Source organism: Mesorhizobium waimense, from assembly GCF_003601975.1.
In the GTDB taxonomy this organism is placed as follows: domain Bacteria; phylum Pseudomonadota; class Alphaproteobacteria; order Rhizobiales; family Rhizobiaceae; genus Mesorhizobium; species Mesorhizobium waimense.
On the sequence record NZ_QZWZ01000020.1, the window covers coordinates 96715 to 119988 of the forward strand.

26 protein-coding genes, 2 tRNA genes and 2 pseudogenes are annotated in these 23274 nt (G+C 62.6%); 14 read left to right on the forward strand and 16 right to left on the reverse strand.

What is annotated here, in order from left to right:
- Positions 1 to 245: 245 nt before the first annotated feature.
- Positions 246 to 1250, reverse strand: a complete 1005-nt coding sequence (locus D3227_RS23820) for a GlxA family transcriptional regulator (RefSeq protein ID WP_120016725.1) — start codon at positions 1248 to 1250, stop codon at positions 246 to 248.
- 118 nt (positions 1251 to 1368) lie between these two features.
- On the opposite strand from D3227_RS23820, the gene D3227_RS23825 reads away from it, so the two are divergent.
- The gene (locus D3227_RS23825; RefSeq protein ID WP_120016726.1) at positions 1369 to 2193 is read left to right on the forward strand and encodes an alpha/beta fold hydrolase; all 825 of its coding nucleotides are present in this window, start codon (positions 1369 to 1371) and stop codon (positions 2191 to 2193) included.
- Positions 2194 to 2318: 125 nt separating this feature from the next.
- Here the strand turns inward: D3227_RS23825 and D3227_RS23830 are convergent, their stop codons facing one another.
- From D3227_RS23830 to D3227_RS23840, 3 genes are all read right to left on the reverse strand, one after another.
- Complete coding sequence (locus D3227_RS23830; RefSeq protein WP_120016727.1) at positions 2319 to 2516, reverse strand: hypothetical protein; 198 nt, start codon at positions 2514 to 2516, stop codon at positions 2319 to 2321.
- A gap of 232 nt (positions 2517 to 2748) precedes the next feature.
- Positions 2749 to 2825: transfer RNA gene (locus D3227_RS23835), tRNA-Pro, on the reverse strand.
- A gap of 110 nt (positions 2826 to 2935) precedes the next feature.
- A complete protein-coding gene (locus tag D3227_RS23840) occupies positions 2936 to 4102 on the reverse strand; it encodes a flavin-containing monooxygenase (protein ID WP_167480817.1) in 1167 nt (388 codons plus the stop codon).
- Positions 4103 to 4404: 302 nt separating this feature from the next.
- Here D3227_RS23840 and D3227_RS23845 point away from each other — a divergent pair, with 302 nt between their 5' ends.
- Together D3227_RS23845 and D3227_RS23850 are read left to right on the forward strand one after the other, a co-directional pair.
- Positions 4405 to 4710 carry an ETC complex I subunit gene (locus D3227_RS23845; RefSeq protein ID WP_120016729.1) on the forward strand — a complete coding sequence of 102 codons (306 nt, stop codon included), beginning with the start codon at positions 4405 to 4407 and terminating at the stop codon, positions 4708 to 4710.
- Positions 4711 to 4767: 57 nt separating this feature from the next.
- A tRNA-Arg gene (locus D3227_RS23850) sits at positions 4768 to 4844 on the forward strand.
- A gap of 280 nt (positions 4845 to 5124) precedes the next feature.
- On the opposite strand, the gene D3227_RS44070 is transcribed toward D3227_RS23850, so the two are convergent.
- On the reverse strand, positions 5125 to 5553 hold the full coding sequence (locus D3227_RS44070; protein ID WP_342634008.1) for a PilZ domain-containing protein: 429 nt from the start codon (positions 5551 to 5553) through the stop codon (positions 5125 to 5127).
- A 174-nt stretch (positions 5554 to 5727) separates the two neighbouring features.
- Entirely contained in the window at positions 5728 to 5973 is a 246-nt protein-coding gene (locus D3227_RS23860; RefSeq protein ID WP_120016731.1) for a DUF982 domain-containing protein, read from the reverse strand.
- A gap of 436 nt (positions 5974 to 6409) precedes the next feature.
- Here D3227_RS23860 and D3227_RS23870 point away from each other — a divergent pair, with 436 nt between their 5' ends.
- Together D3227_RS23870 and D3227_RS23875 are read left to right on the forward strand one after the other, a co-directional pair.
- Complete coding sequence (locus D3227_RS23870) at positions 6410 to 6769, forward strand: ArsR/SmtB family transcription factor (protein WP_120016733.1); 360 nt, start codon at positions 6410 to 6412, stop codon at positions 6767 to 6769.
- Positions 6770 to 7242: 473 nt separating this feature from the next.
- Positions 7243 to 8031 carry a 2-keto-4-pentenoate hydratase gene (locus tag D3227_RS23875; protein WP_120016734.1) on the forward strand — a complete coding sequence of 263 codons (789 nt, stop codon included), beginning with the start codon at positions 7243 to 7245 and terminating at the stop codon, positions 8029 to 8031.
- An 18-nt stretch (positions 8032 to 8049) separates the two neighbouring features.
- Here the strand turns inward: D3227_RS23875 and D3227_RS23880 are convergent, their stop codons facing one another.
- The 5 genes from D3227_RS23880 to D3227_RS23900 all read right to left on the reverse strand — a co-directional run bounded on the left by D3227_RS23880 (position 8050) and on the right by D3227_RS23900 (position 12981).
- Positions 8050 to 8856: an ABC transporter permease gene (locus D3227_RS23880; RefSeq protein ID WP_120016735.1), complete on the reverse strand. Its 807-nt coding sequence runs from the start codon at positions 8854 to 8856 to the stop codon at positions 8050 to 8052.
- Positions 8857 to 8860: 4 nt separating this feature from the next.
- Complete coding sequence (locus tag D3227_RS23885; protein WP_120016736.1) at positions 8861 to 9694, reverse strand: ABC transporter permease; 834 nt, start codon at positions 9692 to 9694, stop codon at positions 8861 to 8863.
- Positions 9695 to 9718: 24 nt separating this feature from the next.
- Positions 9719 to 10831 (reverse strand): ABC transporter substrate-binding protein, encoded by a 1113-nt coding sequence (locus D3227_RS23890; protein WP_120016737.1) that lies wholly within the window; start codon positions 10829 to 10831, stop codon positions 9719 to 9721.
- Between the two features lie 65 nt (positions 10832 to 10896).
- Positions 10897 to 11991, reverse strand: coding sequence for an ABC transporter ATP-binding protein (locus D3227_RS23895; RefSeq protein ID WP_120016738.1), 1095 nt, complete (start codon positions 11989 to 11991; stop codon positions 10897 to 10899).
- A gap of 102 nt (positions 11992 to 12093) precedes the next feature.
- Positions 12094 to 12981 carry a LysR substrate-binding domain-containing protein gene (locus D3227_RS23900; RefSeq protein ID WP_120016739.1) on the reverse strand — a complete coding sequence of 296 codons (888 nt, stop codon included), beginning with the start codon at positions 12979 to 12981 and terminating at the stop codon, positions 12094 to 12096.
- Between the two features lie 82 nt (positions 12982 to 13063).
- Here D3227_RS23900 and D3227_RS23905 point away from each other — a divergent pair, with 82 nt between their 5' ends.
- The 3 genes from D3227_RS23905 to D3227_RS23915 all read left to right on the forward strand — a co-directional run bounded on the left by D3227_RS23905 (position 13064) and on the right by D3227_RS23915 (position 17246).
- The gene (locus tag D3227_RS23905) at positions 13064 to 14668 is read left to right on the forward strand and encodes an amidohydrolase (protein WP_167480814.1); all 1605 of its coding nucleotides are present in this window, start codon (positions 13064 to 13066) and stop codon (positions 14666 to 14668) included.
- Positions 14669 to 14689: 21 nt separating this feature from the next.
- Positions 14690 to 15622 carry a dimethylarginine dimethylaminohydrolase family protein gene (locus tag D3227_RS23910; protein ID WP_120016740.1) on the forward strand — a complete coding sequence of 311 codons (933 nt, stop codon included), beginning with the start codon at positions 14690 to 14692 and terminating at the stop codon, positions 15620 to 15622.
- Between the two features lie 184 nt (positions 15623 to 15806).
- Positions 15807 to 17246 (forward strand): FAD-binding oxidoreductase, encoded by a 1440-nt coding sequence (locus tag D3227_RS23915; RefSeq protein ID WP_120016741.1) that lies wholly within the window; start codon positions 15807 to 15809, stop codon positions 17244 to 17246.
- A 76-nt stretch (positions 17247 to 17322) separates the two neighbouring features.
- On the opposite strand, the gene D3227_RS23920 is transcribed toward D3227_RS23915, so the two are convergent.
- Positions 17323 to 17532: a hypothetical protein gene (locus D3227_RS23920; RefSeq protein ID WP_120016742.1), complete on the reverse strand. Its 210-nt coding sequence runs from the start codon at positions 17530 to 17532 to the stop codon at positions 17323 to 17325.
- On the reverse strand, positions 17529 to 17705 hold the full coding sequence (locus D3227_RS23925; protein ID WP_006201518.1) for a hypothetical protein: 177 nt from the start codon (positions 17703 to 17705) through the stop codon (positions 17529 to 17531). The genes D3227_RS23920 and D3227_RS23925 overlap by 4 nt, the downstream gene beginning before the upstream one ends.
- A 102-nt stretch (positions 17706 to 17807) precedes the next feature.
- On the opposite strand from D3227_RS23925, the gene D3227_RS23930 reads away from it, so the two are divergent.
- Positions 17808 to 18128, forward strand: coding sequence for a hypothetical protein (locus D3227_RS23930; RefSeq protein WP_120016743.1), 321 nt, complete (start codon positions 17808 to 17810; stop codon positions 18126 to 18128).
- 67 nt (positions 18129 to 18195) lie between these two features.
- On the opposite strand, the gene D3227_RS23935 is transcribed toward D3227_RS23930, so the two are convergent.
- Positions 18196 to 18501, reverse strand: a complete 306-nt coding sequence (locus tag D3227_RS23935) for a hypothetical protein (RefSeq protein ID WP_147377664.1) — start codon at positions 18499 to 18501, stop codon at positions 18196 to 18198.
- 115 nt (positions 18502 to 18616) lie between these two features.
- On the opposite strand from D3227_RS23935, the gene D3227_RS23940 reads away from it, so the two are divergent.
- Positions 18617 to 19048 carry a DUF7832 domain-containing protein gene (locus D3227_RS23940; RefSeq protein ID WP_120016745.1) on the forward strand — a complete coding sequence of 144 codons (432 nt, stop codon included), beginning with the start codon at positions 18617 to 18619 and terminating at the stop codon, positions 19046 to 19048.
- 94 nt (positions 19049 to 19142) lie between these two features.
- Here the strand turns inward: D3227_RS23940 and D3227_RS23945 are convergent, their stop codons facing one another.
- Positions 19143 to 19730, reverse strand: a complete 588-nt coding sequence (locus D3227_RS23945; protein ID WP_120016761.1) for a TetR/AcrR family transcriptional regulator — start codon at positions 19728 to 19730, stop codon at positions 19143 to 19145.
- 122 nt (positions 19731 to 19852) lie between these two features.
- On the opposite strand from D3227_RS23945, the gene D3227_RS23950 reads away from it, so the two are divergent.
- Entirely contained in the window at positions 19853 to 20668 is an 816-nt protein-coding gene (locus tag D3227_RS23950) for an oxidoreductase (protein WP_120016746.1), read from the forward strand.
- 138 nt (positions 20669 to 20806) lie between these two features.
- The gene (locus D3227_RS23955) at positions 20807 to 21808 is read left to right on the forward strand and encodes an NADP-dependent oxidoreductase (protein ID WP_120016747.1); all 1002 of its coding nucleotides are present in this window, start codon (positions 20807 to 20809) and stop codon (positions 21806 to 21808) included.
- A gap of 36 nt (positions 21809 to 21844) precedes the next feature.
- Here D3227_RS23955 and D3227_RS42870 read toward each other — a convergent pair.
- Positions 21845 to 22085: pseudogene (locus D3227_RS42870) on the reverse strand (SOS response-associated peptidase); the annotation flags it as partial.
- 129 nt (positions 22086 to 22214) lie between these two features.
- On the opposite strand from D3227_RS42870, the pseudogene D3227_RS44365 reads away from it, so the two are divergent.
- Positions 22215 to 22550: pseudogene (locus tag D3227_RS44365) on the forward strand (ankyrin repeat domain-containing protein); the annotation flags it as partial.
- Positions 22543 to 23124 carry a c-type cytochrome gene (locus D3227_RS23970; protein WP_120016762.1) on the forward strand — a complete coding sequence of 194 codons (582 nt, stop codon included), beginning with the start codon at positions 22543 to 22545 and terminating at the stop codon, positions 23122 to 23124. The pseudogene D3227_RS44365 and the gene D3227_RS23970, both read left to right, overlap by 8 nt.
- Positions 23125 to 23274 lie beyond the last annotated feature (150 nt).

Consider the following 23274-nt stretch of genomic DNA (forward strand, 5'->3'; position numbering starts at 1 on the left):
GCTGCTGTCTCATTTCGGGATCAAATCACTGGCATCCATCTTGCAACACCAGTTTGCCGGCTTAATCCCCGGTCCTGATTGCGTTCCAAATCAGGTTGTAGGCTCGCCGGGAGTTGTGGCGGTTGGGGTCCTCGCCCGGCGAGCTTGCCTTCCTGTATCACCGAATGGGAATGTCGATCCCTTCGGATACTCAGGATGAGCCGGCCGACAGGTAGAGGTGCGTCCGCCACCCGCCGCTGCCGTGCTCAGCCCTCCTCGTCGGCCTGTGTGGCCCGCCCCACGCCGAAGCGCCTGCGGTAATCGCCAGGCACCAGCCCCGTTATCCTGGCGAACACTTTCCGAAACGAGCCGGGGTCGTCGTAGCCGACGTCCCAGGCGATCTGGTCGACGGATCGCGTCGTCATTTCCAGCATGTCGCGTGCCTTGCCGACGCGCAGATGCTGGCAATATTCGGTTGGCTTGAGGCCGGTGGCGTTGCGGAAGCGACGCAGGAAGGTCCGCTCCTCCAGGCCGGCCTGCTCGGCCATCGAGCCGAGCGTGACATCGCGCGCCCCTCGTGCCTGCAGCCAGTGCTGCACCTTGAGGATCGCCTCGTCGCCATGGTTCAGCCGCGGCGCGAAGGGACTGTAGAAACGCTGCTCGCGTCCCGGTGGGTCGACCAGCATGAAGCGCGCCGTCGCCATCATGACCGCCGACCCAAGCACCCTGTCGACCAGCTTGAGACCGAGATCGGTCCAGGCCATGTAGCCACCGACGGTGATGATGTCGCCATCGTCGATGACCAGCCTGTCGGCGTCGAGCAGGATGTCGGGAAAGCGCCTGGCCAGCGCCTCGCTGTAGGCCCAGTGCGTCGTTGCCGCGCGGCTGGACAGCAGTCCGGTTTCGGCAAGCACGAAGGCACCGGCGCAGACCGAGCCCAGCGTCGCACCCGCCGCGTGGCGCGCCCTCAGCCACTCGGCATAGGGCGCTGCCGTCTCGCGCGCGATCGGCTGGCCGAGTGTCGGCGGCAGGATGGCCATGGCCGGCCCGTTACCGGGTTCGCTGCCAGCCGGCTCGCTGTCGAAGCTGCGGATGACGGCACCCTCCTGCAATTGCCAATGGCTGATGCGAAGCCGCGGCGCCTGTGTCGACCGCGCCTGCGCCATCTGGTCGGCCAACATGAAAAGATCGGTGAGCCCAAGCACGGCGGCTTGCTGCACGCCGGGATAGACAACAAGCCCGATCTCGATCGGATCACGCACAGCGGCCATTTGTCAGTTTTGCCTCGTTCAATGTCTATTTTGCCAATCCTCACCATGGCCGAGCTTCTCTAGCCTGTCCACAGAAGGAGCGAACCTTCGCCGACAAACCAACTTCAGGAGCAGAACGATGAGCACATTAACCACCAGCGACGGCACCGAGATCTTCTACAAGGATTGGGGCAACGGCCAGCCGATCGTTTTCCATCACGGCTGGCCGCTCAGTTCCGACGACTGGGATAACCAGATGTTGTTCTTCCTCGACAAGGGTTTTCGCGTCATCGCCCATGACCGGCGCGGCCATGGCCGTTCCTCGCAGACCGCGAGCGGCAACGACATGGACACCTACGCTGCGGACGTCGCGGCACTTGCCGAACATCTCGATCTCAGCAATGCCGTCCATATCGGCCATTCGACCGGCGGCGGCGAGGTGGCGCGCTACGTTGCCCGCCATGGCGGCGGTCGCGTCGCCAAGGCGGTGCTGATCGGTGCGGTGCCGCCCATCATGGTCAAGTCCGACAGCAACCCGGGCGGCCTGCCGCTAGAGGTCTTCGACGGCTTTCGCGCAGCCCTTGTGGCGAACCGCGCCCAGTTTTTCAGGGATGTTCCTGCTGGCCCGTTCTACGGCTTCAACCGCGATGGCGCCAAAATCTCGCAAGGGGTCGTCGACAATTGGTGGCGCCAGGGCATGATGGGCGGCGCCAAGGCCCACTACGACTGTATCAAGGCCTTCTCAGAGACCGACTTCACAGACGATCTCAGGAAGCTCGACGTACCCGTTCTGATCATGCATGGGGGCGACGACCAGATCGTGCCGATCGAAGATTCCGCCCTGCTTGCGGCAAAGCTGGTCAAGCACGGCACGCTGAAGGTTTATGAGGGCCTTTCGCACGGCATGTGCACCACCCATCCGGAGACCATCAACGCGGACCTGCTGGCCTTCATCCGGACCTGACGCGACATTGCTGATGCAGGCGTGGCGGCCACGACGCGAGCCGCCTATGGAGACAAATGGCCGCTTTGGCGGTCATGCGCGGCGAGAAAGGCCTTCGCCGCGCCTCACTGTCGAATTCATGGAAGCTAGCGTGCCGATTGTTTTCTGGCGGCAATCGCGCAGAGGAAAGCCAGTGCGGCGGCGTCGCATGCCGTGCGGGACGGACCTTTGGCGAAAAGAACCGCGTCCGCGGCTGGGATCGTCAGGCCATACTTTTGGGCGAAAGAGATAACTTCATACGGCTGGTCGTCGGCTTGATTGCGTCTCTCGAACTCGTATTCCATAAATTGTCTCCTCCCGTTGCGCGACCTTGTCCCTCCTTGGTCAGACGCAAAAATTAACCACCGACGGCCAGCGCAAGTCCAGCAATTGGGAATTGTGCTAAAACGATACATTCTGAAATCGCTCTCCAACGGCGGTTGCAGGAACCTCGCGTGGGGATCGAACGGCAGGCATGGCAGCCGAGGCGAAGGACCTGTCGTCATCGCCGGGGTTCGTATCGTTGATGTAGGGAAATGGTCGGAGTGGAGAGATTCGAACTCCCGACCCTCTGGTCCCAAACCAGATGCGCTACCAGGCTGCGCTACACTCCGAGGCCTTGCGGCGTATAAGGTTCCGGGCCTTGCCGCGCAACCCCTAAAACGCAACCGCAACAAACGGCTGCGGCGCGACGAGTGCAAGGCGCGCCAGGGTTGCTTCCCGCTTAGCGATTCTGCCGGGCGATCTTGCGGGCGAGCGCGTCGCCCTGGATGCGGGCATTGGAAAAACAGCCGCGGATGCTCGGCCGCATGCCGGTGAACCACAGGCCGGGTAGTTTCGGATCGCTGTCGGAACCGTTGAACAGCGGCACCCCCTTGCCGTCGAGCACGCCGAGCTTGCCGACCATCGTCTCCAGCCCGGTGCGGTAGCCGGTGGCGGCAATGACGATGTCGGGCGAGATCGTCTGGCCATTGTCGAGAATGACGCCGTCCGGCGTGAATTCCCGCAGTTGCGGCACGACGATGATCCTGCCTGTCTTGATGGCGGCGGCGGCGCCGTCGTCGGCGGCGATCGCGGTGTAGTCGCCGACCAGGCGGCTGGCGCCGCCCGAAGCCGTCGCAGGCAGGCCGAATTTGCTGAGGTCGCCGAGGGCGAGCCGCTGCGTTGCCGCGATCACGGCGTCGGCGAGCCACACCGGCAGGCGCGCCAGCACCGGCGAAAACCGGTGCACTGCGATCTTGCGGCCGATGCGCTTGGGCAGCAGCGCCGGGCCGTTGCGCGCCGACAGCCACATCTGCCCAGGGTTCGCCCCGGCGAGGTGATTGAGCGCGTCGAAGCCCGAATTGCCGGCGCCGACCACCAGCACCGTCTTGCCGTCATAATCCCTGGCCGAGCCGAAATCCGCCGAATGGATAATCCGTCCAGCAAAGTCCGTCATGCCTTTCCACTGCGGAATGAAAGGCTGGCGGTCGCGCCCGGTGGCGACGACGACATGGCGCGCGCGCCGCGGACCGGCGCTGGTCCGCACGATCCAGTGGTCGCCGCCGGACACGATCTCGTCCACGCCGACGCCGAACGTGACAGGCAGCCGGTGCGTCTCGGCGAATTCGTTGAGGTGGCGGATGACGGCGGTTCGGTGCGGAAAGCCGGGCGTGCCGGTGGGGTAGGTGACACCCGGCAGCGCGGAAAGGTCGCGATGCGTGTTGAGATGCAGGTTCTCGTGCCGCCGGTGCCAGGGCTCGGCCAACCGGTTCTCGCATTCCAGCACCTGCACGGCCAAGCCGGCCTTGATCAGCGCGTGCGCGGCGGCGAGCCCGGCGGCGCCGCCACCGATCACGATCGCGCCGTCTAAGATTGCCGGTTCGCCGGTCCGCAAGGTTTCCGCCACCATGTCCGTCATTGTCATAACCGTGATTGGCACGCCAGTGTATCCGACATATGCCGCATGCGGCGCCGCGCCAACTCGACGCGGTCATAAGACCGTCGTCCGCGCGGGTCGAAGACCCGTCGTCCGACCCGGTTGCCCACGGTCGTCTGCCGCGGCTGCAAAACCTGTCGGCCTTGCCGCCGGCGCCATTGCACAGTAATGACGGGTTGGCGCACGACCCCGAGACCCTGAATCGGGTTTTTCGAGGGCAGGCGCCGGTTTAGGAGTGCCTGGAGCCGTCCGCCCCAGGGAGCAACGAGGTGGTCATGTCCGCGCGCATTTTCAGCCCAGCCAAAACCGCGATGCAATCCGGCAAGGCCAAGACCGGACATTGGGTGCTAGAATTCGATCCGGCGCAGCGCAAGAAGATCGACCCGCTGATGGGCTACACCACCTCGGGCGACATGCTGAGCCAGATCAGGCTGACTTTCGACACCAGGGAAGAGGCCGTGGCCTACGCCGAGCGCGAAGGCCTCGCCTTCCGCGTCGAGGAACCGAAGGAACCCAAGCGCCGGCAGATTTCCTATGCGGAGAATTTCCGCTATGACCGCAGGACGCCCTGGACGCACTGACCGGCATTGCCGGGCAACGCCCGGGCGTGAAGACATCAGCCGGCACGGCCGGCCAGCGGTCCCGTAGCTCAGCTGGATAGAGCACCGGCCTTCTAAGCCGATGGTCACAGGTTCGAATCCTGTCGGGATCGCCAATATTTCAATGACTTAGCGTTTGCGCGGCGGCGTGTTCCAACTCTGCCGGCGCAGAACTGGAGGCCGGTGGCCTGAAAGTTCACTTGGCTAATGCAGATAGCCCAGAAGCCACAGAACGATGATGACCGGTATCGGAATCCCGATGAGCCAGAGTAGCGCTCCTCGCAGCATGATGTCCTCCTTAGCTTGCAGGAGGGAACGCGCCCCAAGGGGCTTGGTTCCGCTGGCGGCATCGGTCCACCTTGGCCGATGAGGGCAGCTACGGAGGCGCGTGATCGGTCAAACGTTCGGAGGGCCACCATAGAGCTGCACCCCAAGTCGCTCGCTTCTCCTCCACCGAACAACGGCGCGATAGGTGGCGCCGTCGGCTTGTATGTGAAGCACAAAGCGATCCGGTATTTTCACGCCGGGAGCGACGCGCAATTCAGCTCCGTTTTCGTGCTGATTTCTAACGGAGCAGCCTATCTCGGCGTTCTCCGTTGTGATGGTCGCTTCCTTCAGCACAATCTCTCGTGCATGAAGGCGCCTCTCTTTGCGGGGTCCGGACGGGTCCATTCGATACCTCACTTCTCCCGGAAATCCTGCAGCCCTCAGTTTTCCAGCTCGATGTCTTCCAGCCCCAAGAGTCTCCAGCCCCAGGTCGTCCTCGCCTCGAAGATGCTTCACGCGGCCGCTCAGTTCCGGACCGTGGCAGGCATGCTCACGCATCGGACCTTATGCAAACTTGAATTTCAATTAATATCGTAGAGCAGTTTCCATTCCGTTAGCGGTCGCTAAAACGTTTCCGGAAACCTTCCGGCCCCCCGGCCGCCGTTCTGGTCGGCAGGCAGAACCAACGACAGCATGCGACGGCCTGAACGCGGCAATCGGGTTTGCTCCGGCCTACTCGACCAGCACATGCGCCTCACGGGCGGCGCCGACAAACGCATCCATGGCCGCATCGGCCGGAAGGTCGCCGCTCATGGCACGGCGGCAGGCGCGCAGCGCCGAGCCGTGTTGCGCACTCCCGGCGTCGCGCCATTGGCCTGTCAGCAATTCGACCGCCTGCTGTGCGCTGGAAATGTGCCGGATCGAGCCCGCGATGCCCACCGAAACCGCAACCGGCCTCGAAAACCATCCCTGGGTCATGGGTAAAACCCTTGCTGTTATGATCCACCAAAACGCAGCATGCGGCGCTAGGTTTCATCGCCGCCCTCTCAACTGGGCGTGAACTACCCGTTGCCGCTGATTTCTCCCTTGTGGCTGTCGCGAAACATGCGGCGCACTATAAATGCGGGGCGAAGAACTCGTTATATTCTTGCTGAAAGAGCGCGGCGCTGGTACTTGTTGGCGGCGCAGATTCAAAAAGATCGAATCTGTGCCGGCTTGCGTAACGCAAAAAATCGCGCATGCTGTCCCGGCCATGATCCCGAATGGTGGCAACCTGTTTCGAGAAGGATCATGGTCAAACGAGAAGCAGAGCCCCGTCCCGTTAAAAATGGGATGGTCAGCTCAGGCAATGCTCTGGATGTCTGATGCCATTGCCCCCATGGCGTTCGGAAGAGCAAGGCATATGGGGAAATAAATGGTCTCGAAGGAACTTACTTCCAACGCCGAAACAGCGGCCGCCTTCCTGTCCGTAATGGGCAATGGCAAGCGGCTTTTGATCATGAACTATCTGGCCGAGGGCGAATTGTCGGTCGGCGTTCTCGCCGATAAAGTCGAGCTCAGCCAGTCCGCGCTCTCGCAGCATCTTGCGAAGTTGCGGAGGTTCGGCATCGTCGAAACCCGCCGCGACCGGCAGATGGTCTACTATTCCTGCAAGTCGGCCGCCGCGCGCGAACTGCTTGCCTTGCTGGACGGCTTGCTGGCAAAGGAGAAGCCGCTCGCGGGCCGCCATCAACTGTACGTCACCGAAAGGCAGCGCCGGCCGCAGGCAGCCTGAGGCTGGCGCCGGTATCCGCCGGGCACGGCCGTGCCCGGCGACCCGGCCTCGGTCCGCAATTGGTCAAGGCAGGCGGCGTTGGGGTGTTGTCGATACCGAAACACCCCGGCCATAGCTAATGCCTCGCGCGGCAGAATATCGCTGCCCGCGCCTTGCCTCGTAGCGACGTTGCGCCGCCAGCACCAGCACTGTGATGATGATCGGGATCATCGACAGCGCGGCGATCGCCGGTCGATGTTGTCGCGCAGCGACGCCATGGCCACATCCTGCCGGGTGCCATGGCTGAAGAACGAACTGCCCCTGAAGCCCGTCGGATCGACAGTGCCCGCCGGACCTGTTTGGGCAATGTGGACTCTCAATTCCTGCTCACCTATCCTGCCGGATATGTGGGCGGGTCCATAGCGGGTCGGTCTTTGCCGGGCTCCTGATCCGCGAAGCTACGGGCAGCTGTTCCTTGATTGCCGGAGCTGACGATGCTCGATCCAGAAAAGGCCAGGGCTGCATCGCAGTTGCTGGTAGGCCATTGGGACAAGGGCACCCGCCTCCACGCCATACCCGAGGAATTGCGGCCACAGACGCGGATCGAAGGTTACGCCATCCAGTCGCATGTGATGGATCATTCGGCGTCGCCGCTTTTCGGCTGGAAGATCGCCGCAACCAGTCTGGCTGGACAAAGGCACATCAACGTCGATGGCCCGATGGCCGGGCGTCTCCTGGCCGAAAAGGCGGTTGAGATCGGCGGGGCTGTTTCCCTGGCGACGAGCAGGATGCGTGTTGCCGAGATCGAATTCGCTTTTCGTTTCGGCCGCCGGTTGCCGCCTCGTTCGGCACCTTATGACATCGCTGAAGTGATGGATGCCGTGGCGACCGTGCACCCGGCGATCGAAATACCGGACTCGCGATACGACGATTTCTGCGCCGTCGGCGCGCCGCAACTGATAGCGGACAACGCCTGTGCCAATCTGTTCGTCATCGGCGAGGCTGTAGAAGACGATTGGCGCGACGTGGATCTCGCGCAGCACCCGGTGGGCGCTTTCGTTTCCGGAAAGTCTGAGCACAACGGAACCGGGGCAGCGGTGTTGGGCGACCCTCGTATTGCGCTTGCATGGATCGTCAATGAATTGTCGGGCCTGGGGATAGCACTCCAGCCGGGACAGGTGGTGATAACCGGTACCTGCGTGACGCCGATCAGCGTCGAAGCCGGTGACGAAGTCACCGGCGATCTGGGCAGGTTTGGTCGCGTCTCGGTCAGTTTTGTCTAATTTAGAGCAATTCCAGAACTAATGCCCGCCGCGCTGCCTGGCCATGACACTGCGCACCGCCAGCACCAATACCGTGATGATGATCAGGATCACCGAGAGCGCCGCGATCGCCGGGTCGATGTTGTCACGCAGGCCCATCCACATCAGCCGAGGCAGCGTAATCGCGTTGACTGAGGTGATGAACAGGGTGACGCCGATCTCTTCCCAGGACAGCACGAAGGAGAGCAGGGCGGCGGTGACGATGCCGAACTTGATGTTGGGCATGATGATGCGCGTGGCACGCTGCCACACGCTGGCGCCAAGGCCGCGCGCGGCAAGGTCGATGCGCCGGTCGAGCTGGCTGAGCGAGACCAGGATCAGCACCGTCGCGAAAGGCACCGTCATCACCGAATGGGCCATGGCGACGCCGAGCCAGGTGTCGTAGCCGAAGAATGAGCTGAAGCCGGAGATCGAGGTCAAAAGGAAGTAGAGCGTGATCGCCGAGACCACCGGCGGCACCACCATCGGCAACAGCACGAAGCCGACTAGGGCAGCGGTGAAGCGCGGCTGGAACATCCACACACCGAGGCTGAAGCAGAGCGCCAGCACCGTCGAGATGGCGCTGCTGACGATGCCGATGCGGATCGAGAGCAGGATGGCGTCGATCCAGCGCGGATCCTCGATCAGCGCCCGGTAATGGCGCAGCGACAATTCCCCCGTCGGCATCGCCAGCATACGGCTCGGCGTCAGCGACACCGGAATGACGGCCAGTAGCGGCAACAGCAGGAACAGCGCCACAAGGCCGGCAAGTGCAAGCGAGACAGGTCCGGGGCGATAGGTCGGCATCGTGTTACACCAGCTGTTTCGGCCGCACGTAGCGGAACAACAGCGCCATCAGCGCGCCGACGAACAGCACGAGCACCACGCTGATCGCCGCGCCCAGGCCCCAGTCCGGGCTCTGGAAGATGCGCAGGTAGATCAGCTCGGCGATCATCACGCTGCGGCCGCCGCCGAGGATCGCCGGCGTGACGAAGAAGCCCAGCGAAAACACGAAGACGATCAGCGCCGAGCCGATGATGCCGGAGCGCGTCATCGGCACGAACACCGACCAGAAGGTGCGCATGCGACTGGAGCCGAGCCCGCGCGCCGCTAGGAGCACGCGGTCGTCGAGGCTGCGCATGGCCGACGCCAGCGGAAACACCGCGAAGGGAATGAGGAAATGCGTCATACCGACGATGACGCCGAATTCATTGCGGACCAGCGCCAGCGGCTCGGAGATGAAGCCGATCGATTGCAGCCAGCTGTTGATCAGGCCGCGGTTGGAAAGCAGCGCAACCCAGCCGAAGGCGCGCGTCAGCACCGAGATCCAGAAGGGAACGAGAATGCAGAACTCGGCCACGACGCGCTGCGCCGGGCTGCCGCGCACCCAGACGACTGTGATGGCATAGGCCGCCGCCACCGACACCAACGTGACGATCAGGGCGATGCGCAGCGTGCGGATGAACACCGACTGCACCAGCGGGTCGGTGGCCAGAGCGCCATATTGCCCGAGCCCCGGCGTCGGCAGCGTGACGCTCCATTTGACCACGCCGAGGAACGGCCAGGCGTAGGCGAGCACAAGAAACAGGAGCAGCGGCGCCATCAACAGCGCCGCGCCCATTCTGTCGGAGAGGGTGCCTCTCATATCGGTCCGATGATCCCGACCCGGTTAGGCCGAGATGATCTTGGTGTATTCGTCGAGCGCCGGACCGTAGTTCTTGGCGTACCAGTCCATGTCGAGCGCGATCTGCTTCTTCATGTTCTCGGGGTCGACGGGATTGATGCGCTTCTTGTCGGCTGGGATCAGCGCGTCGGCGGCCGGATTGGCCGGGCCTTGTCCCAGCTTGTCGAACATGATGAGCTGCTTTTCCGGATCTTGGGCGCTGGCGATGAACTTCATCGCCGCTTCCTTGCCGCCGGGGTTGCCCTTGAGCACGGCGAGTGCGCCGGGCGAGATCAGGCCCTGGTCCCAGATGAACTTGATCTTGCCGCCCGAATCCTGCTCGATCAGCGAGGCGCGTGTCGACCAGACGATGGCCATCGAGGCTTCGCCGTTTAGCAGCACGCTCTGGCTCTCGGCGCCGCCGCCCCAATAGGCCACAACGTTCTCCTTGAAGGCGGCGATCTTGTCATGCGCGCGCTTGAGGTCGAGCGGGTAGAGCGAGGCTGGCGCGATGCCGTCGGCGAGAAGTGCGGCTTCCCAGCTCGACACGCCCCATTTGTAGAGCGAGCGCTTGCCGGGAAATTTCTTGACGTCGAAGAAATCGGCCATGCCGGTCGGCGCGTTGCTGCCGTACTTTTCCGAGTCGTAGGCGATCACATAGGAGAAGAAATAGGTCGAGGCGGCGTATTCCCAGCCAAAGCCCTCGCGCATCTTCTTCTTGTCGACGATGGCATAGTCGATAGGCTCGAGAGCGCCTTGGGCGCCGAGCGTGATCGCCGAGAACGGATCGACGTCGACCAGATCCCAGGTCGGTGCGCCGCTCTTGAACTGTGCGGCGATCGCGCCTTCGGTCGGGCCCGAGCCGTCCATCTTCACGGTGATGCCGGTCTCCTTGGTGAAGGCCTGGCCGTAGGCGGCGTCGTAAGCCGTAATGGCGTCGCCGCCCCAGTTCACCAGCACCAGTTCCTTGGCCTGCGCGAAGGCGCCGGTCGAGCGCAGCAGCATCGGCGTTCCGGCCAGCACCAGTGCCGCCAGCTGCGTGAACTGCCGGCGCGAAATCTCGCCGCTCCTTGCCCTGGCGGAGAGGGTTTCGATGGCCTGTTTCTTGGTATCGTTCATGTCAGTTCCCCTTGTTGTTGTTGATCATTCCCGGAGCCGGCATGGCGCACGCGCCACGTCGAAAATCATTGTCCTCCATCCGGAAGGAGGAAGCCTTTTTCCGCCGGCCAGGTCAGCCAGACGGAATTGCCCTTGCTGAGTGCGGCTGCCGCTACCTCGTTCGGCACCGAGACGGTCACGCGTGAGCCCTGGCGCGTGGTGAGGTCGAGCTTGGTTGCCGCACCCAGATAGGTGGAGGCTATTGCCGTGGCGGCGATGCCGTTCTCGCCTATTGCCGCCTCGCGCGCGATAGACATGTATTCGGGGCGGATCGCCAGGATGGCGTTGCCTCCGACGATGCTGGCATTGCCGCGCAGGCTGACCGCGCGGTCTTCACAAAGCCCGGTCGCGCCATTGTCGGCGGCGCGCACGCCCTTCAGCGGTAGCATGTTGATCTCGCCGAGGAACTCGGCGACGAAGCGGTTGGCCGGCCGGTCGTAGACTTCGTCGGGCGCGCCGACCTGCAGCAATTTGCCGTGGTTGAAGATGGCGACACGTGAAGACAGCGCCAACGCCTCGCTCTGGTCATGGGTGACGAAGACGAAGGTGGTGCCGGTCTCCTGGTGCAGTCGCTTCATCTCGGCCTGCATCTGGCCGCGCAGGCTCTTGTCCAGCGCCGAGAACGGCTCGTCGAGCAGAAGCACGCCCGGCTCGAACACCAGCGCACGGGCAAGTGCCACGCGCTGCTGCTGGCCACCGGAAAGCTGCGCCGGCAATTTCGTCTCGTGGCCCTTCAGCCCGACGCGCTCGATCATCTCGCCGACACGCCGCTTGATCTCTGCCGCCGATTTCTTGCGCACCTTGAGCGGGAAGGCGATGTTGGCCTCGACGCTCATATGCGGGAACAGGGCGTAGCCCTGGAAGACCATGCCGGCGGCGCGCTGCTCGGCCGGTCGCTCGGTGATGTCGACGCCGTCGCTGAACAGGCGGCCGTCGCTCGGTTTGACGAAGCCGGCAAGGATCATCAGGAAGGTGGTCTTGCCCGAGCCGGAAGGGCCGAGCAGCGTCAAAAATTCGCCCCGGCCGATATCGAGCGTCAGATTGTCCAGCGCACGGAACGAGCCGAAGCTCTTGCCGATCCCGATTGCCTTGATCTCTGCGGCCCGGCCGGGTTGCTGCATCCTGCCTTCCTCATTCCGGTTGAAATCGTAGGGCAGGGTGCGGCCTCACCGCAACCGAATAGTTTTCGCCTGATCGGCAAATTTGATTCATCTATCGTAGGTTTAGAGTCGGTTCTCCGACAGCTTCGACCTCAGCCACCCGCCAAACGCCTCCAGCACCGGATGGCTCGCCTTCGCATGTTCGGACACCAAAAAATACGAGCGTGGCGACTTGATCGCGATGTCGAAGGGGCGCACCAGCCGGCCTTCGCTGAGTGCCCGGCGGCTGGTCAGTTCGTCGCCCATGGCGATGCCCTGGCCGGCGATCGCCGCCGAGAAGACGAGGTTCATGTCGGAAAAGAAAATGCCGCCCTCGGTGTCGGGGTTTTCCACCTTGGACAGCGCCAGCCAGCGCGCCCAGTCCTCGGTGTCGCCGAGATGCAGCAGATTGGCGCGCAGCACGTCGGCCGGCTTGGAGAAGCCGCCGACCTTGTTGAGCAATGTCGGGCTGCAGAGCGGCGTGAACGAGATCTCGCATAACAACTCGGCCGCCCGGTTCGGCCAGTTGCCGACGCCAAAGGCGATGAAGGCGTCGGCGTCCGGATTGCTGACGTCGTCGAGGCGCCGTGGCGTCAATATGTGCAATGCCACATCCGGATACATCTGCCGGAACTCGCCGATATGGGTGCACAGGAACAGCGAGGCGAAGCCCGGCGTGCAAGAGACGCTGAACGAGCCGCCGACGCCGGTGCCGGCATGGTGCGTCACCGCGTCGCCGAGCACGGTGAGTGCCTTGCGCACGTCGCTGGCATAGCGCTGGCCGCGCGGGGTGAGCGCCACACCCTTGCCGATGCGTTCCAGCAGGTCGAAGCCGAGGTCGCGCTCGAGCAGCCGCAATTGGTGGCTGACGGCACTGCGGGTCAGGTGCAATTCGTCGGCGGCGCGCCAGACGCTGCCATGACGGGCGAAACTGTCGAGGGCGCGCAGCGCCTGGGTGGAGGGTATTCTCAAGAAGCCTCAGGTGAACCGAATTTGCACGAGCCGGGAAAACATATCACTTTTTGGAAAGCCGCTTCACTGCTTTCTTTGACGGATGGAGAAACCGCTGAACACCTCGGCGCAAGCGACCGCGCTTGCCTGCATCGACGGCATCCAGCCGCTGCTGTCGGTGTGGACGCGGACCATCTTCGACTTCGGCGAGACCGCCTGGCGCGAGTACCAGTCGGCCGCCTGGTATGTCGACCGGCTGAAGCGCGAGGGCTTTTCTGTCGAGGAAGGCTCGGGCGGCATGCCGACCGCGTTTTGCGCCCACTGGAGCAATGGCGCTGGGCCCACCATCGGCATGTATGCCGAGTATGACGCCGTGCCCGGCAACTGCCAGGATGCGGCGACGGTGCAGCGTCCGCGCCCGGGCCTCGGCAGCGAGGCCGGCGGCCACACCGATCCGCATTCCGGCCTCGGCATTGCCAGCCTCGGCGGGCTTTTGGCCACCAAGGCCGCCATGCAGCAGCACGACATTCCAGGCACGCTGCGCTTCACCGGCGAGCCGGCGGAAAAGGTGAGAGGATCGAAGCCGATCCATGCGGCGAAAGGTTATTATGACAGCCTCGCCGGCATGATCTCCTTCCATCCTTTCTACATGCTGCCGCTCTGCAACACGGCGCGCTGGGACACGCATTGCGGCGCGGCCTACGCGATGATCTACCGCTTCATCTGCGACCAGCCGGAGCGCTGGGCGAGGCCGACCGGCGGCGCGGCGCCCATCCCGCAATCGCATTCCGCGATCAGGGCGCCGGGCGCCAACGACGCGCTGATGATGATGTATATGGCCTCCAAGGCGCTGCGCGATTCCATGCTGCCGCATCAGGGCGGCTGGTCGATCAGCGAGGCGATCCTGACGGCCGGGCAGGCCACCGCCGACAATCTGCCGGCGGGGCTCTCCGAGATACAGTACATGATCCGCGTGCCGACCCTTGCCATGGCCGAGCAGGTCACCGCCGTGCTTGACCGCAATGCCGAGGCTGCCGCCACGATGAGCGGCTGCCGCTACGAGCGGCATTGGGTGTCGAAGTCGCGGCCGGGGCTCGCCAACCACGCCATGGCTGGCATTGCCTATGAGGCGCTGTCGGCGGTCGGCCCGCCTCGCTGGGACGAAGACGCCAAGGCGGTCGCACGCGAGATCCAGGTCAATGCCGGGCGTATGGGAAGCGACGAGCCGTTCATCGACGAGTTGGAGCGGCTGATCGAGCCGCAGGCGGCGGAAGCCATCCTGCGCCGCGACCTGCCGCCCTCGCAGGTGAACTCGACCTCCGACGACTACACCGACATGTCGTGGCACGCGCCGACGGCACGTTTCTACGTCGCCCGGCCGGCGCTGCGCTCGGAGACCGGCTACCCCTATCCGTCCTGGGTGATGAATGCGCTGGGCGGCATCCCCGCCACAATCGACCCGATGGTCATCTGTGCGTCGAAGACGATCGCGCTCTCAGCGCTTCGTCTGCTCGAAGACAAGGCCGCGCGCGATGCGGCGATGGACGAATTCGTCAGCCGCACCGGCGGCGGCATTGGCGGTGCGAACTGGCTCGCGCCGCTTTGCGACTACGAACCGCCGATCAATTTCCGCTGGCCGGAATATGTCACCACGCCGCGCGGCCGCGACTGGTGGATACCGAGCGGCCCACCCAATCAAACCGCATGATCAAAGCACGAGGAAAACCCCATGACCGTCCATGACCGCATCGTCGCCGAACCGTTCTCGCTGCAGCGCCGCAACCCGGCCGGCGGCACCAAGCCGCTGACCGCCTGGGGCTTCGCCAACGAGACCGACGTCCTGACCGACGTGCTGCTCGGCTCGCCCAATTTCCTGCGCCACCTGTCGACCAGTTCGCTGTCGCGCAAGCATCTGCGCGAGGCGCCCTGCAACGTCCAGATCGCGCAGGCGCAGCACAAGGACCTGGTTGCCGCCTATGAGCATTTCGGCGTCAACATCCACTGGCACGAGCCGACGCCGGAACTGCCGATGCAGGTCTATTCGCGCGACTCCAGCGTCATGACGCCCTACGGCGCCTTCATCACCGCCATGGCCAACTGGTGGCGGCGCGGCGAGAACTATGCCGCCATCCGCACCTATGAAAAGCTCGGCATCCCGATCTACGACATGGTCACCGCCGGCACCTTCGAGGGCGGCGACTTCAACGTCATCGAGGAGGGCGTCGTGCTGATCGGCTGCGGCGGCGCCCGCACCCAGGAGGAGGGCGCCCGCCAGGTGCAGGCCTGGTTCGACAAGGAAGGCTGGGAAACCCGCATCGCCTTCATCGACGAATACTACGTCCATATCGACTTGATGGTGGTACCGATCGCCGAGAAGCTGACGGCTGTCTGCCTCGCCTGCACCGAGCCTGGCATCGTCGACTGGCTGAAGGGCAAGGGTCACGAGATCATCGACGTGCCGTTCCAGGACACGATGGCGCTCGGCTGCAACTTCATGTCGCTGGGCAAGGACAGGGTGATCGCGCCGACCTCGAGCCAGACCCTGATCGGCCAACTCAGGTCGCGCGGCTTCGAGGTCGCGGCGATCGACATGAGCGAGATCTCCAAGACCGGCGGCGGCATCCACTGCATGGCACAGGCGCTGAAGCGCGAGCCGGCCTGAGGAGCGGAGCTTCAGCCGGCAATCTGCGGGTAGGGTCAGTCAGGCACGCGCAATCGCTGGCGCTGCACCAGAACGCAAATGGCGGGCTGGGCTGCCCGCCATAACTTGCGTGATAGCTAACATAGGCGCACACTAAAAATTAGGGTTAGGGAGGGGCACTCACCAGCAAGATCGGGAGGAAACCATGACGGGCATGAGCCTCACCACGCTTGAACGCGGCAAGACGACAATCGATACCGCGGCCCTCGAAGCACTTTCGGCACAGATACGCGGCACGGTGCTGCGGGATGGCGACGCCGCCTACGATGACGCACGCAGCATCTGGAATGCGATGGTCGACCGTCGGCCAGGCCTGATCGTCTGTTGCGTCGGCGCCTCCGACGTCGTCGCCGCCGTGAATTTCGCCAGGGAAAACGGACTTCTCGTCTCAGTGCGCGGCGGCGGCCACAACATCGCCGGCAGCGCTGTCTGCGACGGCGGCCTGATGATCGATCTGTCCATGATGAAGTCGGTGCGGGTCGATGTCGCGGCGCGGCGGGCCTGGGTCGGCCCCGGCGCCACGCTTGCCGATGTCGACCGGGAAACACAGGCCTTCGGACTGGCGGTGCCGACCGGCATCAACTCGACCACAGGCATTGCGGGCCTGACGCTGGGCGGCGGCTTTGGCTGGATCACCCGCAAATTCGGGCTGACCATCGACAATCTCGTCTCCGCCGACGTGGTCACCGCCGACGGCAAGCTGCTGCGCGCCAGCCACAGCGAAAATCCCGACCTGTTCTGGGCGCTGCGCGGCGGTGGCGGCAATTTCGGCGTCGTCACGGCGTTCGAGTTCCAGCTCCACCAGTTCGGGCCGCAAGTGCTGTCGGGGCTTGTCGTGCATCCGTTCGCGGATGCCGAAAAGGTGCTGCGGGAATATCGCAAGGCGCTCGAAACCGCGCCCGACGAACTGACCTGCTGGGTGGTCATGCGGCAGGCGCCGCCGCTGCCCTTCCTGCCGGCCGAATGGCACGGCAAGGAAGTGCTGGTGCTGGCCATGTGCTATTGCGGCGACATCCAGGCCGGAGAAAAGGCGACACAGGCGCTTCGCGCCATCGGCACGCCGATCGCCGACGTCGTCGGCCCCAATCCGTTCACCGGCTGGCAGCAGGCCTTCGACCCGCTGCTTACGCCCGGTGCCCGCAACTACTGGAAGAGCCATGACTTCACGGAGCTTTCCGACAGTGCGATCGAGGTCACCACGGCGGCTGTATCCCAGCTTCCGGGTTCGGAATGCGAAATATTCTTCGGCCATGTCGGCGGGGCGGCGGGCCGCGTCAGGGCAGATGAAACGGCGTTCCCGCAGCGCAGCTCGCATTTCGTCATGAACGTCCACGCCCGCTGGCGCGAACCGGCAATGGACAAGGCCTGCATCGACTGGGCCCGCGGCATCTATGAAGCCGCAAGGCCCTATGCCGCCGGCACGGCCTATGTGAACTTCATGCCGGAGGACGAGATCGACCGGGTCGAAGCGGCCTATGGCGGCAACTATCGCCGGCTGCTGGAGATCAAGTTGCGCTACGACCCGCAGAACCTGTTCCGCATGAACCAGAACCTGCGTCCGAAGGAAGGTCTGCGCGCCGCCTGAGGCCGGCATCCATTCCGGGATGGCGCGGGCAGCCGCGCCATCCCGTTGACATGGTGGCGCGGCGGTGCGGCGGCGGTCAGCCCAGGACCGGCGGCGTGTCGTCATAGCTCAGCGTCACCAGTTCGGGGTGGCGGTGAGCAAGCGCGACGATCTGCGTCTCCAGCTCGCAATTATAGGCCATCAGCGCCTTCACCGTTTCGAGTGGGCTGGCGTAGTGGGCGATCAGCTTTTCCGCCTCGGCGTGAAGTTCCGCCTCGGCGTCGGGGTCGAGACGCAGGATGCTCATTGCGGCCGCCTCGGCGCTGAGAGCGCATCGAGGCGCTGCTGCAAGTGTCCGTTGAGCACGATCATTTCCTTCAGGGCTTTCACCGCATCGCCCTTGTAGTGCGCGATGAAATTTTCGGCGGTTGCCTGCAATGCCGCCTCCTGGCGGCTGTCCAATGTCACGATCTGGTCCATCTCAAACACCTCCTTGAACCTAGTGTCCTGCAGTGAACAAAAAGGGAACAAAAATGTCAAGGTCGAATTGACTTTGTCAGGAATGAGTTCCTATTTTTAGCAATGCCTGATACAGACGGAAGACGAAAGCGCGGCAATGCCTGGACGCTCGGCAAATCGCACGAGAGAGGGGATCTCATCCTCATCCGCTGCGGGCACTGCAACATCAAGCGCTGGTATGAGCCGTCCGATCTGATCAGGCTGTTCGGCGATGTCGACATCGACCTGATCGACGGCCACATGCTTTGCGAAAAATGCCGCAGCAAGGAGTTTGTCCGTGCCGAAGCCCGGCACCTCACCGCGCGGGAGCGCGTCGGCATCCGGGTGCGGCGTCTGGCCGAGATAAGGGTGGTGCGGCGGGTGGTGTGGAAGGATGAAGAATGAGGAGGGCGGGCAACGACCCGGTATTGTCATGCACAACCGGGCTCGGCAAAAGCCGTTACAGTTCAGCCTATCGCCTGAGGCCCATTCCGGCAAACAGCAAGACCATCAGGATCGTGAATACGATGATCATGCCAAAGCGAAAGACATTCGCGAGCGGCGAAACCCTGGTATTTGAAAGTTGATTGAATGGCACGCCACGCGGTTTTGTCGCTGCCAGTCCAACCCAGCAGATGCAGGTCGCGGCAAAAAGCCAGACGATATAGGAATCCATCCAATCCGGCACTCTTACAAAGCCGAAATTGAACGCGAATGCACGGTTCACGGACAGAAGCAGCAGGGAGGGCATGGAGCAGATGAACATCAGCCGTTTCACGCTATTTCGCCTTTGCTGTTAGTAGCGTTGTCTCCGGTGAGCGTATAATTTGCATTGATTGAAGAAGCGTTATGTCGACTTGGCGCACGCTGTCCGTTGAAGTTGGGGTGAAGGCATGAAGTATGACGACGCGTCCTGGCACTCCGGAGGCAATTTTCCGAAGGACCTTCCCGACGAAGCAGGAGCAACCCACATTGCGATGTTTGTTGCATGGGCAGTCCTGAATGGCTTGGCCGGCGAAATGCACATGGAGGAGTTCCCGGACGAGCGGGAGCGCCTAAAAGCCAGAAACCTTACACCCCGGGAGTGGTTTCTCGAAGTCTGTGACGGCAAGTTCACGGACGACGATCTAAACGACACCGGAAATCCATTCGCGGCAAGATACTATGATGCCGCCGATACGGACCCGGTTTCCTACATGGCAGACTACAGTGAGGCGTTTCCTGACGGTGAGCCCCTCTATTCCGTGCCGGACGAGTGGGACACCTACTCGACGATCCAACCCATGATCGACCGTCGCTATCAGGCCTGGCTCAGCACGAGATAGCTCGCACTTGTTGTCCTGGCTGCAGCAGTGCCCCTTGCGCGGGATGGCTGCGTCGGAAGCTTAGGCCAGTGGACGCCGCGAACCCACCGAACCTCTAGGATGCCTTCTCATCCTCAAGCGGCTGCATCAGCGTCCGCGCCGCATCTGCGCCCGCCGCCAGGATACGATCCGACAATTCCGTGCCCTCTACGGCGCGGGCCAGCTGGAGCGCGCCGATGAGGGTCGCAAAGATGCCGAACGCAACGCTGTCCGGATCAGCGGTTTGCGGCGGTAGATCCGCCGACACCTGGCGCACCAGGGTCAGCAAGCGCTCGGTATAGAGCCGACGCGTTTCGGCTGGCTCACGCGCGATTTCCGGCAGCAACGCGGCAGAGGCGCAGCCCTTGCCGGGATTGTCCCGGTGTGCCGCCGACAGATACGCGTCTATCGCCATTGCCAGACCGCCGGAGGCCAATGCTTCCCGTATCTGGTCTGATTGATCCTCCAGAGCCGCCGCCACCGTTTCACGGACAAGCGCCGCCTTGGATTGAAAGTGGGGATAGAAGGCCCCGTTCGTCATCCCGGCGTCGCCCATGATTTTTGCGAGCCCCGACGCCGCGATGCCGTCACACCGAAAACGCTCAGTGGCGACCTCCATGATCCGGCCGCGTGACGCGTCCTTTCGACCCTTATCATAGCGCATGGTCACTCCTTCCCGATTCGCTATTGCATTATGATCATAATCTGATATTACGATCATAAGCCAATCGGCAGAAACAAGCTAGCCCTTCGAGTGGCATTCCACCTGAGAGAAGGAAAACCAGAATGACCAAAACCGATCATGGCGTCGCGCTCGTCACAGGAGCGTCCACGGGCATCGGACGGGCAACGGCCAGAGCTTTGCAGGTTGCCGGCTTTCGCGTTTTTGGAACCAGCCGCCGCGCTGTCGCCGAAGGGTCCGACGGCATTACCATGCTGACCTGCGATGTGACCGACGAGGCCTCCGTGACAAAACTGGTCGATGAGGTGCTGGCCAAGGCCGGGCGCATTGACCTGCTCGTCAACAATGCCGGCATCGGTTTGCTCGGAGGTGCGGAGGAGTCCTCAACCGCCCAAGCTCGCGCGCTGTTCGATGTGAACGTTTTCGGCGTCCTCCGGGTGACGAACGCGGTGTTGCCAATCATGCGACGTCAAGGAAAGGGCAGGATCATCAACATGAGTTCGATTCTGGGTCTGATCCCTTCTCCCTTTAACGCACTGTATGCATCGACGAAGCATGCCATCGAAGGCTACTCCGAATCGCTCGACCACGAGCTGCGCACATTCGGAATTAGGGTGGTGCTGGTCGAGCCCGGCGTTACCCGCACGTCGTTCGACGAGAATGTCACGAAACCTGATCGGCTGCTTCCCGTCTATGATTCGGTGCGCCCTCGCATGGAAGCGTTGATGCGGAGGTGGATAGAACGCGGCGATGCCCCCGACATTGTCGCAAGTACGGTGGTGAAAGCCGCGACGGATACAACACCGCGCAGGCGTTACACCGCTGGAAAACAGGCGGGCCAGGTTCGGTTCCTGCGCCGTTTCCTCCCCGAATCCATGGTCGACAAGAGCCTGCGGAAGTTCAACGAACTGCCGGTCTGAAGCAGGCAGAACGGGTTTGGACTTCCGCGCATTACAGCGCGGCAGGACGGGTCGCGACTTTCAGGCCGCCAAGACAGCGCGGCAGGTCAGCATGGTGCGCCGCGACATACCAGCAATCATTTTTAGAAAGTAACTGCCATGAAGGCGTTCGTTGTCGATAAGTATAACAAGCAGGGCATTCTGCGGTTGGCCGAGATGCCGGCGCCGGATATTCAGGACCACGATGTCCTGGTCGAGGTCCATGCTGCAGGGGTGAACCTGCTGGACTCCAAGATCAGAACCGGCGAATTCAAACTCATCCTGCCCTATCGCCGGCCCCTTATCCTCGGCCACGATGTGGCCGGGTTGGTGGTCCGGGTCGGATCGAAAGTCCGCAAATTCAGGCCCGGTGACGAGGTCTATGCGCGGCCGCGCGATGGCCGGATCGGGACATTCGCCGAATTCATCGCCATCAATGAAGCCGACGTGGCTCTGAAGCCCAAAAACCTCAGCATGGAAGAAGCGGCTTCAATTCCCCTGGTAGGTCTGACCGCCTGGCAGGTGCTGGTCGAGAAGGCCAATCTGAAGAAAGGCCAGAAGGTCTTCATCCAGGCCGGCTCCGGCGGCGTGGGGACATTCGCCATCCAGCTGGCAAAGCACCTCGGTGCGACCGTTGCGACAACCGCAAGCGCGGCAAGCGCCGATCTGATAAAAGGTCTCGGCGCCGATGTCGTCGTCGACTACAAGAAAGATGACTTCGAGAGAATTCTGTCCGGCTACGACCTCGTCTTGAACAGCCAGGACGCCAAAACGCTTGAGAAATCCCTGAATGTGCTGAAACCGGGTGGGAAGCTCATCTCCATCTCCGGTCCGCCGGATCCGGAATTTGCCAGGAAGCAGGGTCTGAATGGAGCGCTGAGGCTATTGATGCGCCTGCTCAGTCGCGGCATTCGGGCCAAAGCCAAGCGTCGCGGCGTGCAGTTTTCGTTCCTTTTCATGTGGGCGCAGGGTGATCAGCTGAGCGAAATCACGTCCCTCATCGAAGCCGGAGTGATCCGCCCGATTGTGGATCGGGTCTTTCCATTTGAAGCGACCAATGAGGCTCTGGCCTACGTCGAAACAGGACGTGGCAAGGGCAAGGTCGTCGTCAGGATCAGGTAGCGAGCCTGCTTGCTCGATTCCTGCCTCTGGTTGGCCTTAGAACAGCGAACCTTGCGCCGGTGGTTGCGGCGGGAACTTGATCTGCGTCGCCGGCTTCTCGACAATCACCAGCGCATCGTCAGACGCCGATCGCTGCAGCTTTCTCGCTTCGGACCACGGCGCGCTGAGCCAAATCTCCGTCGCCTCCGGCGTGGTCAAGACCACCGGCATCGCCTTCTCGTGGATCGGCGCGATCAGCGCATTCGGTGGTCAGGAAACCGTAGAGTTCGTGCTCGCCGGAAGAGTGACCTGCAGCGTACTTCTCGGCCTTTGAATAAGCGTCTGCTAATATTCGTTTTTGTGCATGGAGCAGATGCCGCAATGCGAGCCAAACCTGCGCGCTTTTTCCGAGCAGTGAGAGGATACAATGATCAAGCGGGCACGCATATGGGTGATAAGGGCTTCGTGGGTCCATTGGCTTTTTACACTGCCCGCCCAGGCGAGCAACTTAGCTGATCTTGTCAGGAATGGCGACGTCGCAGCGGTGACTTCCGCCTTGGACAACGGCGCCGCTATTAACGAAATTGACGGAGTCACGGCGCTCTATATCGCCTGCGAAGACGGAAATGTCGACTTAGCAGAACTTCTGATCAATCGTGGGGCGGATGTTAACCTGCCCGTCAGTTGGCAAAGAACGCCACTCTACGCCGCCAACAAGGGTGGGTACGCTGACATCGTGAAGCTGTTACTCAATAATGGGGCCAATCCAAATCAGTTGGCGAAATCGCAGACCCCGCTGCACGGGGCTGCCGAGAAATGGCTGCCTTCAGTGCGTCATCTATCTTGTGGATGCTGGAGCAGATGTCAATGCACTGACATTGAATGGAAATCCGCCCATACATTTGGCCAAGCTCAGTGGTCACGACGACGTGGTGGCCTACTTGCACAGTCATGGCGCCGGACGACCGGCCATTGCGCCGATTTCGGCACGACTTGCATCGGCAAACGCTGAATCGGGCAAAGAAATTTTCGACAGAACGTGCCTGGCTTGTCATCTTGCAGCGCCGGGGGTCAAGGTTCCCAAAAGGGCCAATCTGTGGGGCATCGTAGGGCGGCGGAAGGCTTCGGAAAGCGATGTCCAGTATTCGTCAAGTCTAAAGGATGCTGGTGGAAATTGGACCTTTGAGGAACTCAATTTTTTTATCTCAAACCCCGCACTCACTTTGCCTGGAACAGATATGATTTTCCCGGATCTGCAGGACGAGAAGCAGCGAGCAGACCTCATCGCCTACCTGCGGACCTTGAGTGACACACCGTTGCCGCTTCCCGAGAATTGATTTTTGATGTCCTCCCTTCCTAGTCATCTGGAACTGAAGTTCGTTACATTGTATGCTACGTCGCTTCTGGAGAGGAGCGCATTATGGCGAACGCGAATGGCCGCCCAACCGCGCCGTTGGTTCTGAGCGCAGACGAGCAGGATTATCTCG

What these genes read in the sequence shown, in the direction of transcription:
- D3227_RS23945 (WP_120016761.1), bottom strand. Translation starts at nt 19,730, where the DNA reads ATGCGCTATGATAAGGGTCGAAAGGACGCGTCACGCGGCCGGATCATG.
- D3227_RS23820 (WP_120016725.1), bottom strand. Translation starts at nt 1,250, where the DNA reads ATGGCCGCTGTGCGTGATCCGATCGAGATCGGGCTTGTTGTCTATCCC.
- D3227_RS23920 (WP_120016742.1), bottom strand. Translation starts at nt 17,532, where the DNA reads ATGAGCATCCTGCGTCTCGACCCCGACGCCGAGGCGGAACTTCACGCC.
- D3227_RS23830 (WP_120016727.1), bottom strand. Translation starts at nt 2,516, where the DNA reads ATGGAATACGAGTTCGAGAGACGCAATCAAGCCGACGACCAGCCGTAT.
- D3227_RS23860 (WP_120016731.1), bottom strand. Translation starts at nt 5,973, where the DNA reads ATGACCCAGGGATGGTTTTCGAGGCCGGTTGCGGTTTCGGTGGGCATC.
- D3227_RS23955 (WP_120016747.1), top strand. Translation starts at nt 20,807, where the DNA reads ATGAAGGCGTTCGTTGTCGATAAGTATAACAAGCAGGGCATTCTGCGG.
- D3227_RS23910 (WP_120016740.1), top strand. Translation starts at nt 14,690, where the DNA reads ATGACCGTCCATGACCGCATCGTCGCCGAACCGTTCTCGCTGCAGCGC.
- D3227_RS23940 (WP_120016745.1), top strand. Translation starts at nt 18,617, where the DNA reads ATGAAGTATGACGACGCGTCCTGGCACTCCGGAGGCAATTTTCCGAAG.
- D3227_RS23925 (WP_006201518.1), bottom strand. Translation starts at nt 17,705, where the DNA reads ATGGACCAGATCGTGACATTGGACAGCCGCCAGGAGGCGGCATTGCAG.
- D3227_RS23915 (WP_120016741.1), top strand. Translation starts at nt 15,807, where the DNA reads ATGACGGGCATGAGCCTCACCACGCTTGAACGCGGCAAGACGACAATC.
- D3227_RS23950 (WP_120016746.1), top strand. Translation starts at nt 19,853, where the DNA reads ATGACCAAAACCGATCATGGCGTCGCGCTCGTCACAGGAGCGTCCACG.
- D3227_RS23905 (WP_167480814.1), top strand. Translation starts at nt 13,064, where the DNA reads ATGGAGAAACCGCTGAACACCTCGGCGCAAGCGACCGCGCTTGCCTGC.
- D3227_RS23930 (WP_120016743.1), top strand. Translation starts at nt 17,808, where the DNA reads ATGCCTGATACAGACGGAAGACGAAAGCGCGGCAATGCCTGGACGCTC.
- D3227_RS23895 (WP_120016738.1), bottom strand. Translation starts at nt 11,991, where the DNA reads ATGCAGCAACCCGGCCGGGCCGCAGAGATCAAGGCAATCGGGATCGGC.
- D3227_RS23875 (WP_120016734.1), top strand. Translation starts at nt 7,243, where the DNA reads ATGCTCGATCCAGAAAAGGCCAGGGCTGCATCGCAGTTGCTGGTAGGC.
- D3227_RS23890 (WP_120016737.1), bottom strand. Translation starts at nt 10,831, where the DNA reads ATGAACGATACCAAGAAACAGGCCATCGAAACCCTCTCCGCCAGGGCA.
- D3227_RS44070 (WP_342634008.1), bottom strand. Translation starts at nt 5,553, where the DNA reads ATGCGTGAGCATGCCTGCCACGGTCCGGAACTGAGCGGCCGCGTGAAG.
- D3227_RS23880 (WP_120016735.1), bottom strand. Translation starts at nt 8,856, where the DNA reads ATGCCGACCTATCGCCCCGGACCTGTCTCGCTTGCACTTGCCGGCCTT.
- D3227_RS23870 (WP_120016733.1), top strand. Translation starts at nt 6,410, where the DNA reads ATGGTCTCGAAGGAACTTACTTCCAACGCCGAAACAGCGGCCGCCTTC.
- D3227_RS23840 (WP_167480817.1), bottom strand. Translation starts at nt 4,102, where the DNA reads ATGGTGGCGGAAACCTTGCGGACCGGCGAACCGGCAATCTTAGACGGC.
- D3227_RS23825 (WP_120016726.1), top strand. Translation starts at nt 1,369, where the DNA reads ATGAGCACATTAACCACCAGCGACGGCACCGAGATCTTCTACAAGGAT.
- D3227_RS23885 (WP_120016736.1), bottom strand. Translation starts at nt 9,694, where the DNA reads ATGAGAGGCACCCTCTCCGACAGAATGGGCGCGGCGCTGTTGATGGCG.
- D3227_RS23970 (WP_120016762.1), top strand. Translation starts at nt 22,543, where the DNA reads ATGGGGCCAATCCAAATCAGTTGGCGAAATCGCAGACCCCGCTGCACG.
- D3227_RS23845 (WP_120016729.1), top strand. Translation starts at nt 4,405, where the DNA reads ATGTCCGCGCGCATTTTCAGCCCAGCCAAAACCGCGATGCAATCCGGC.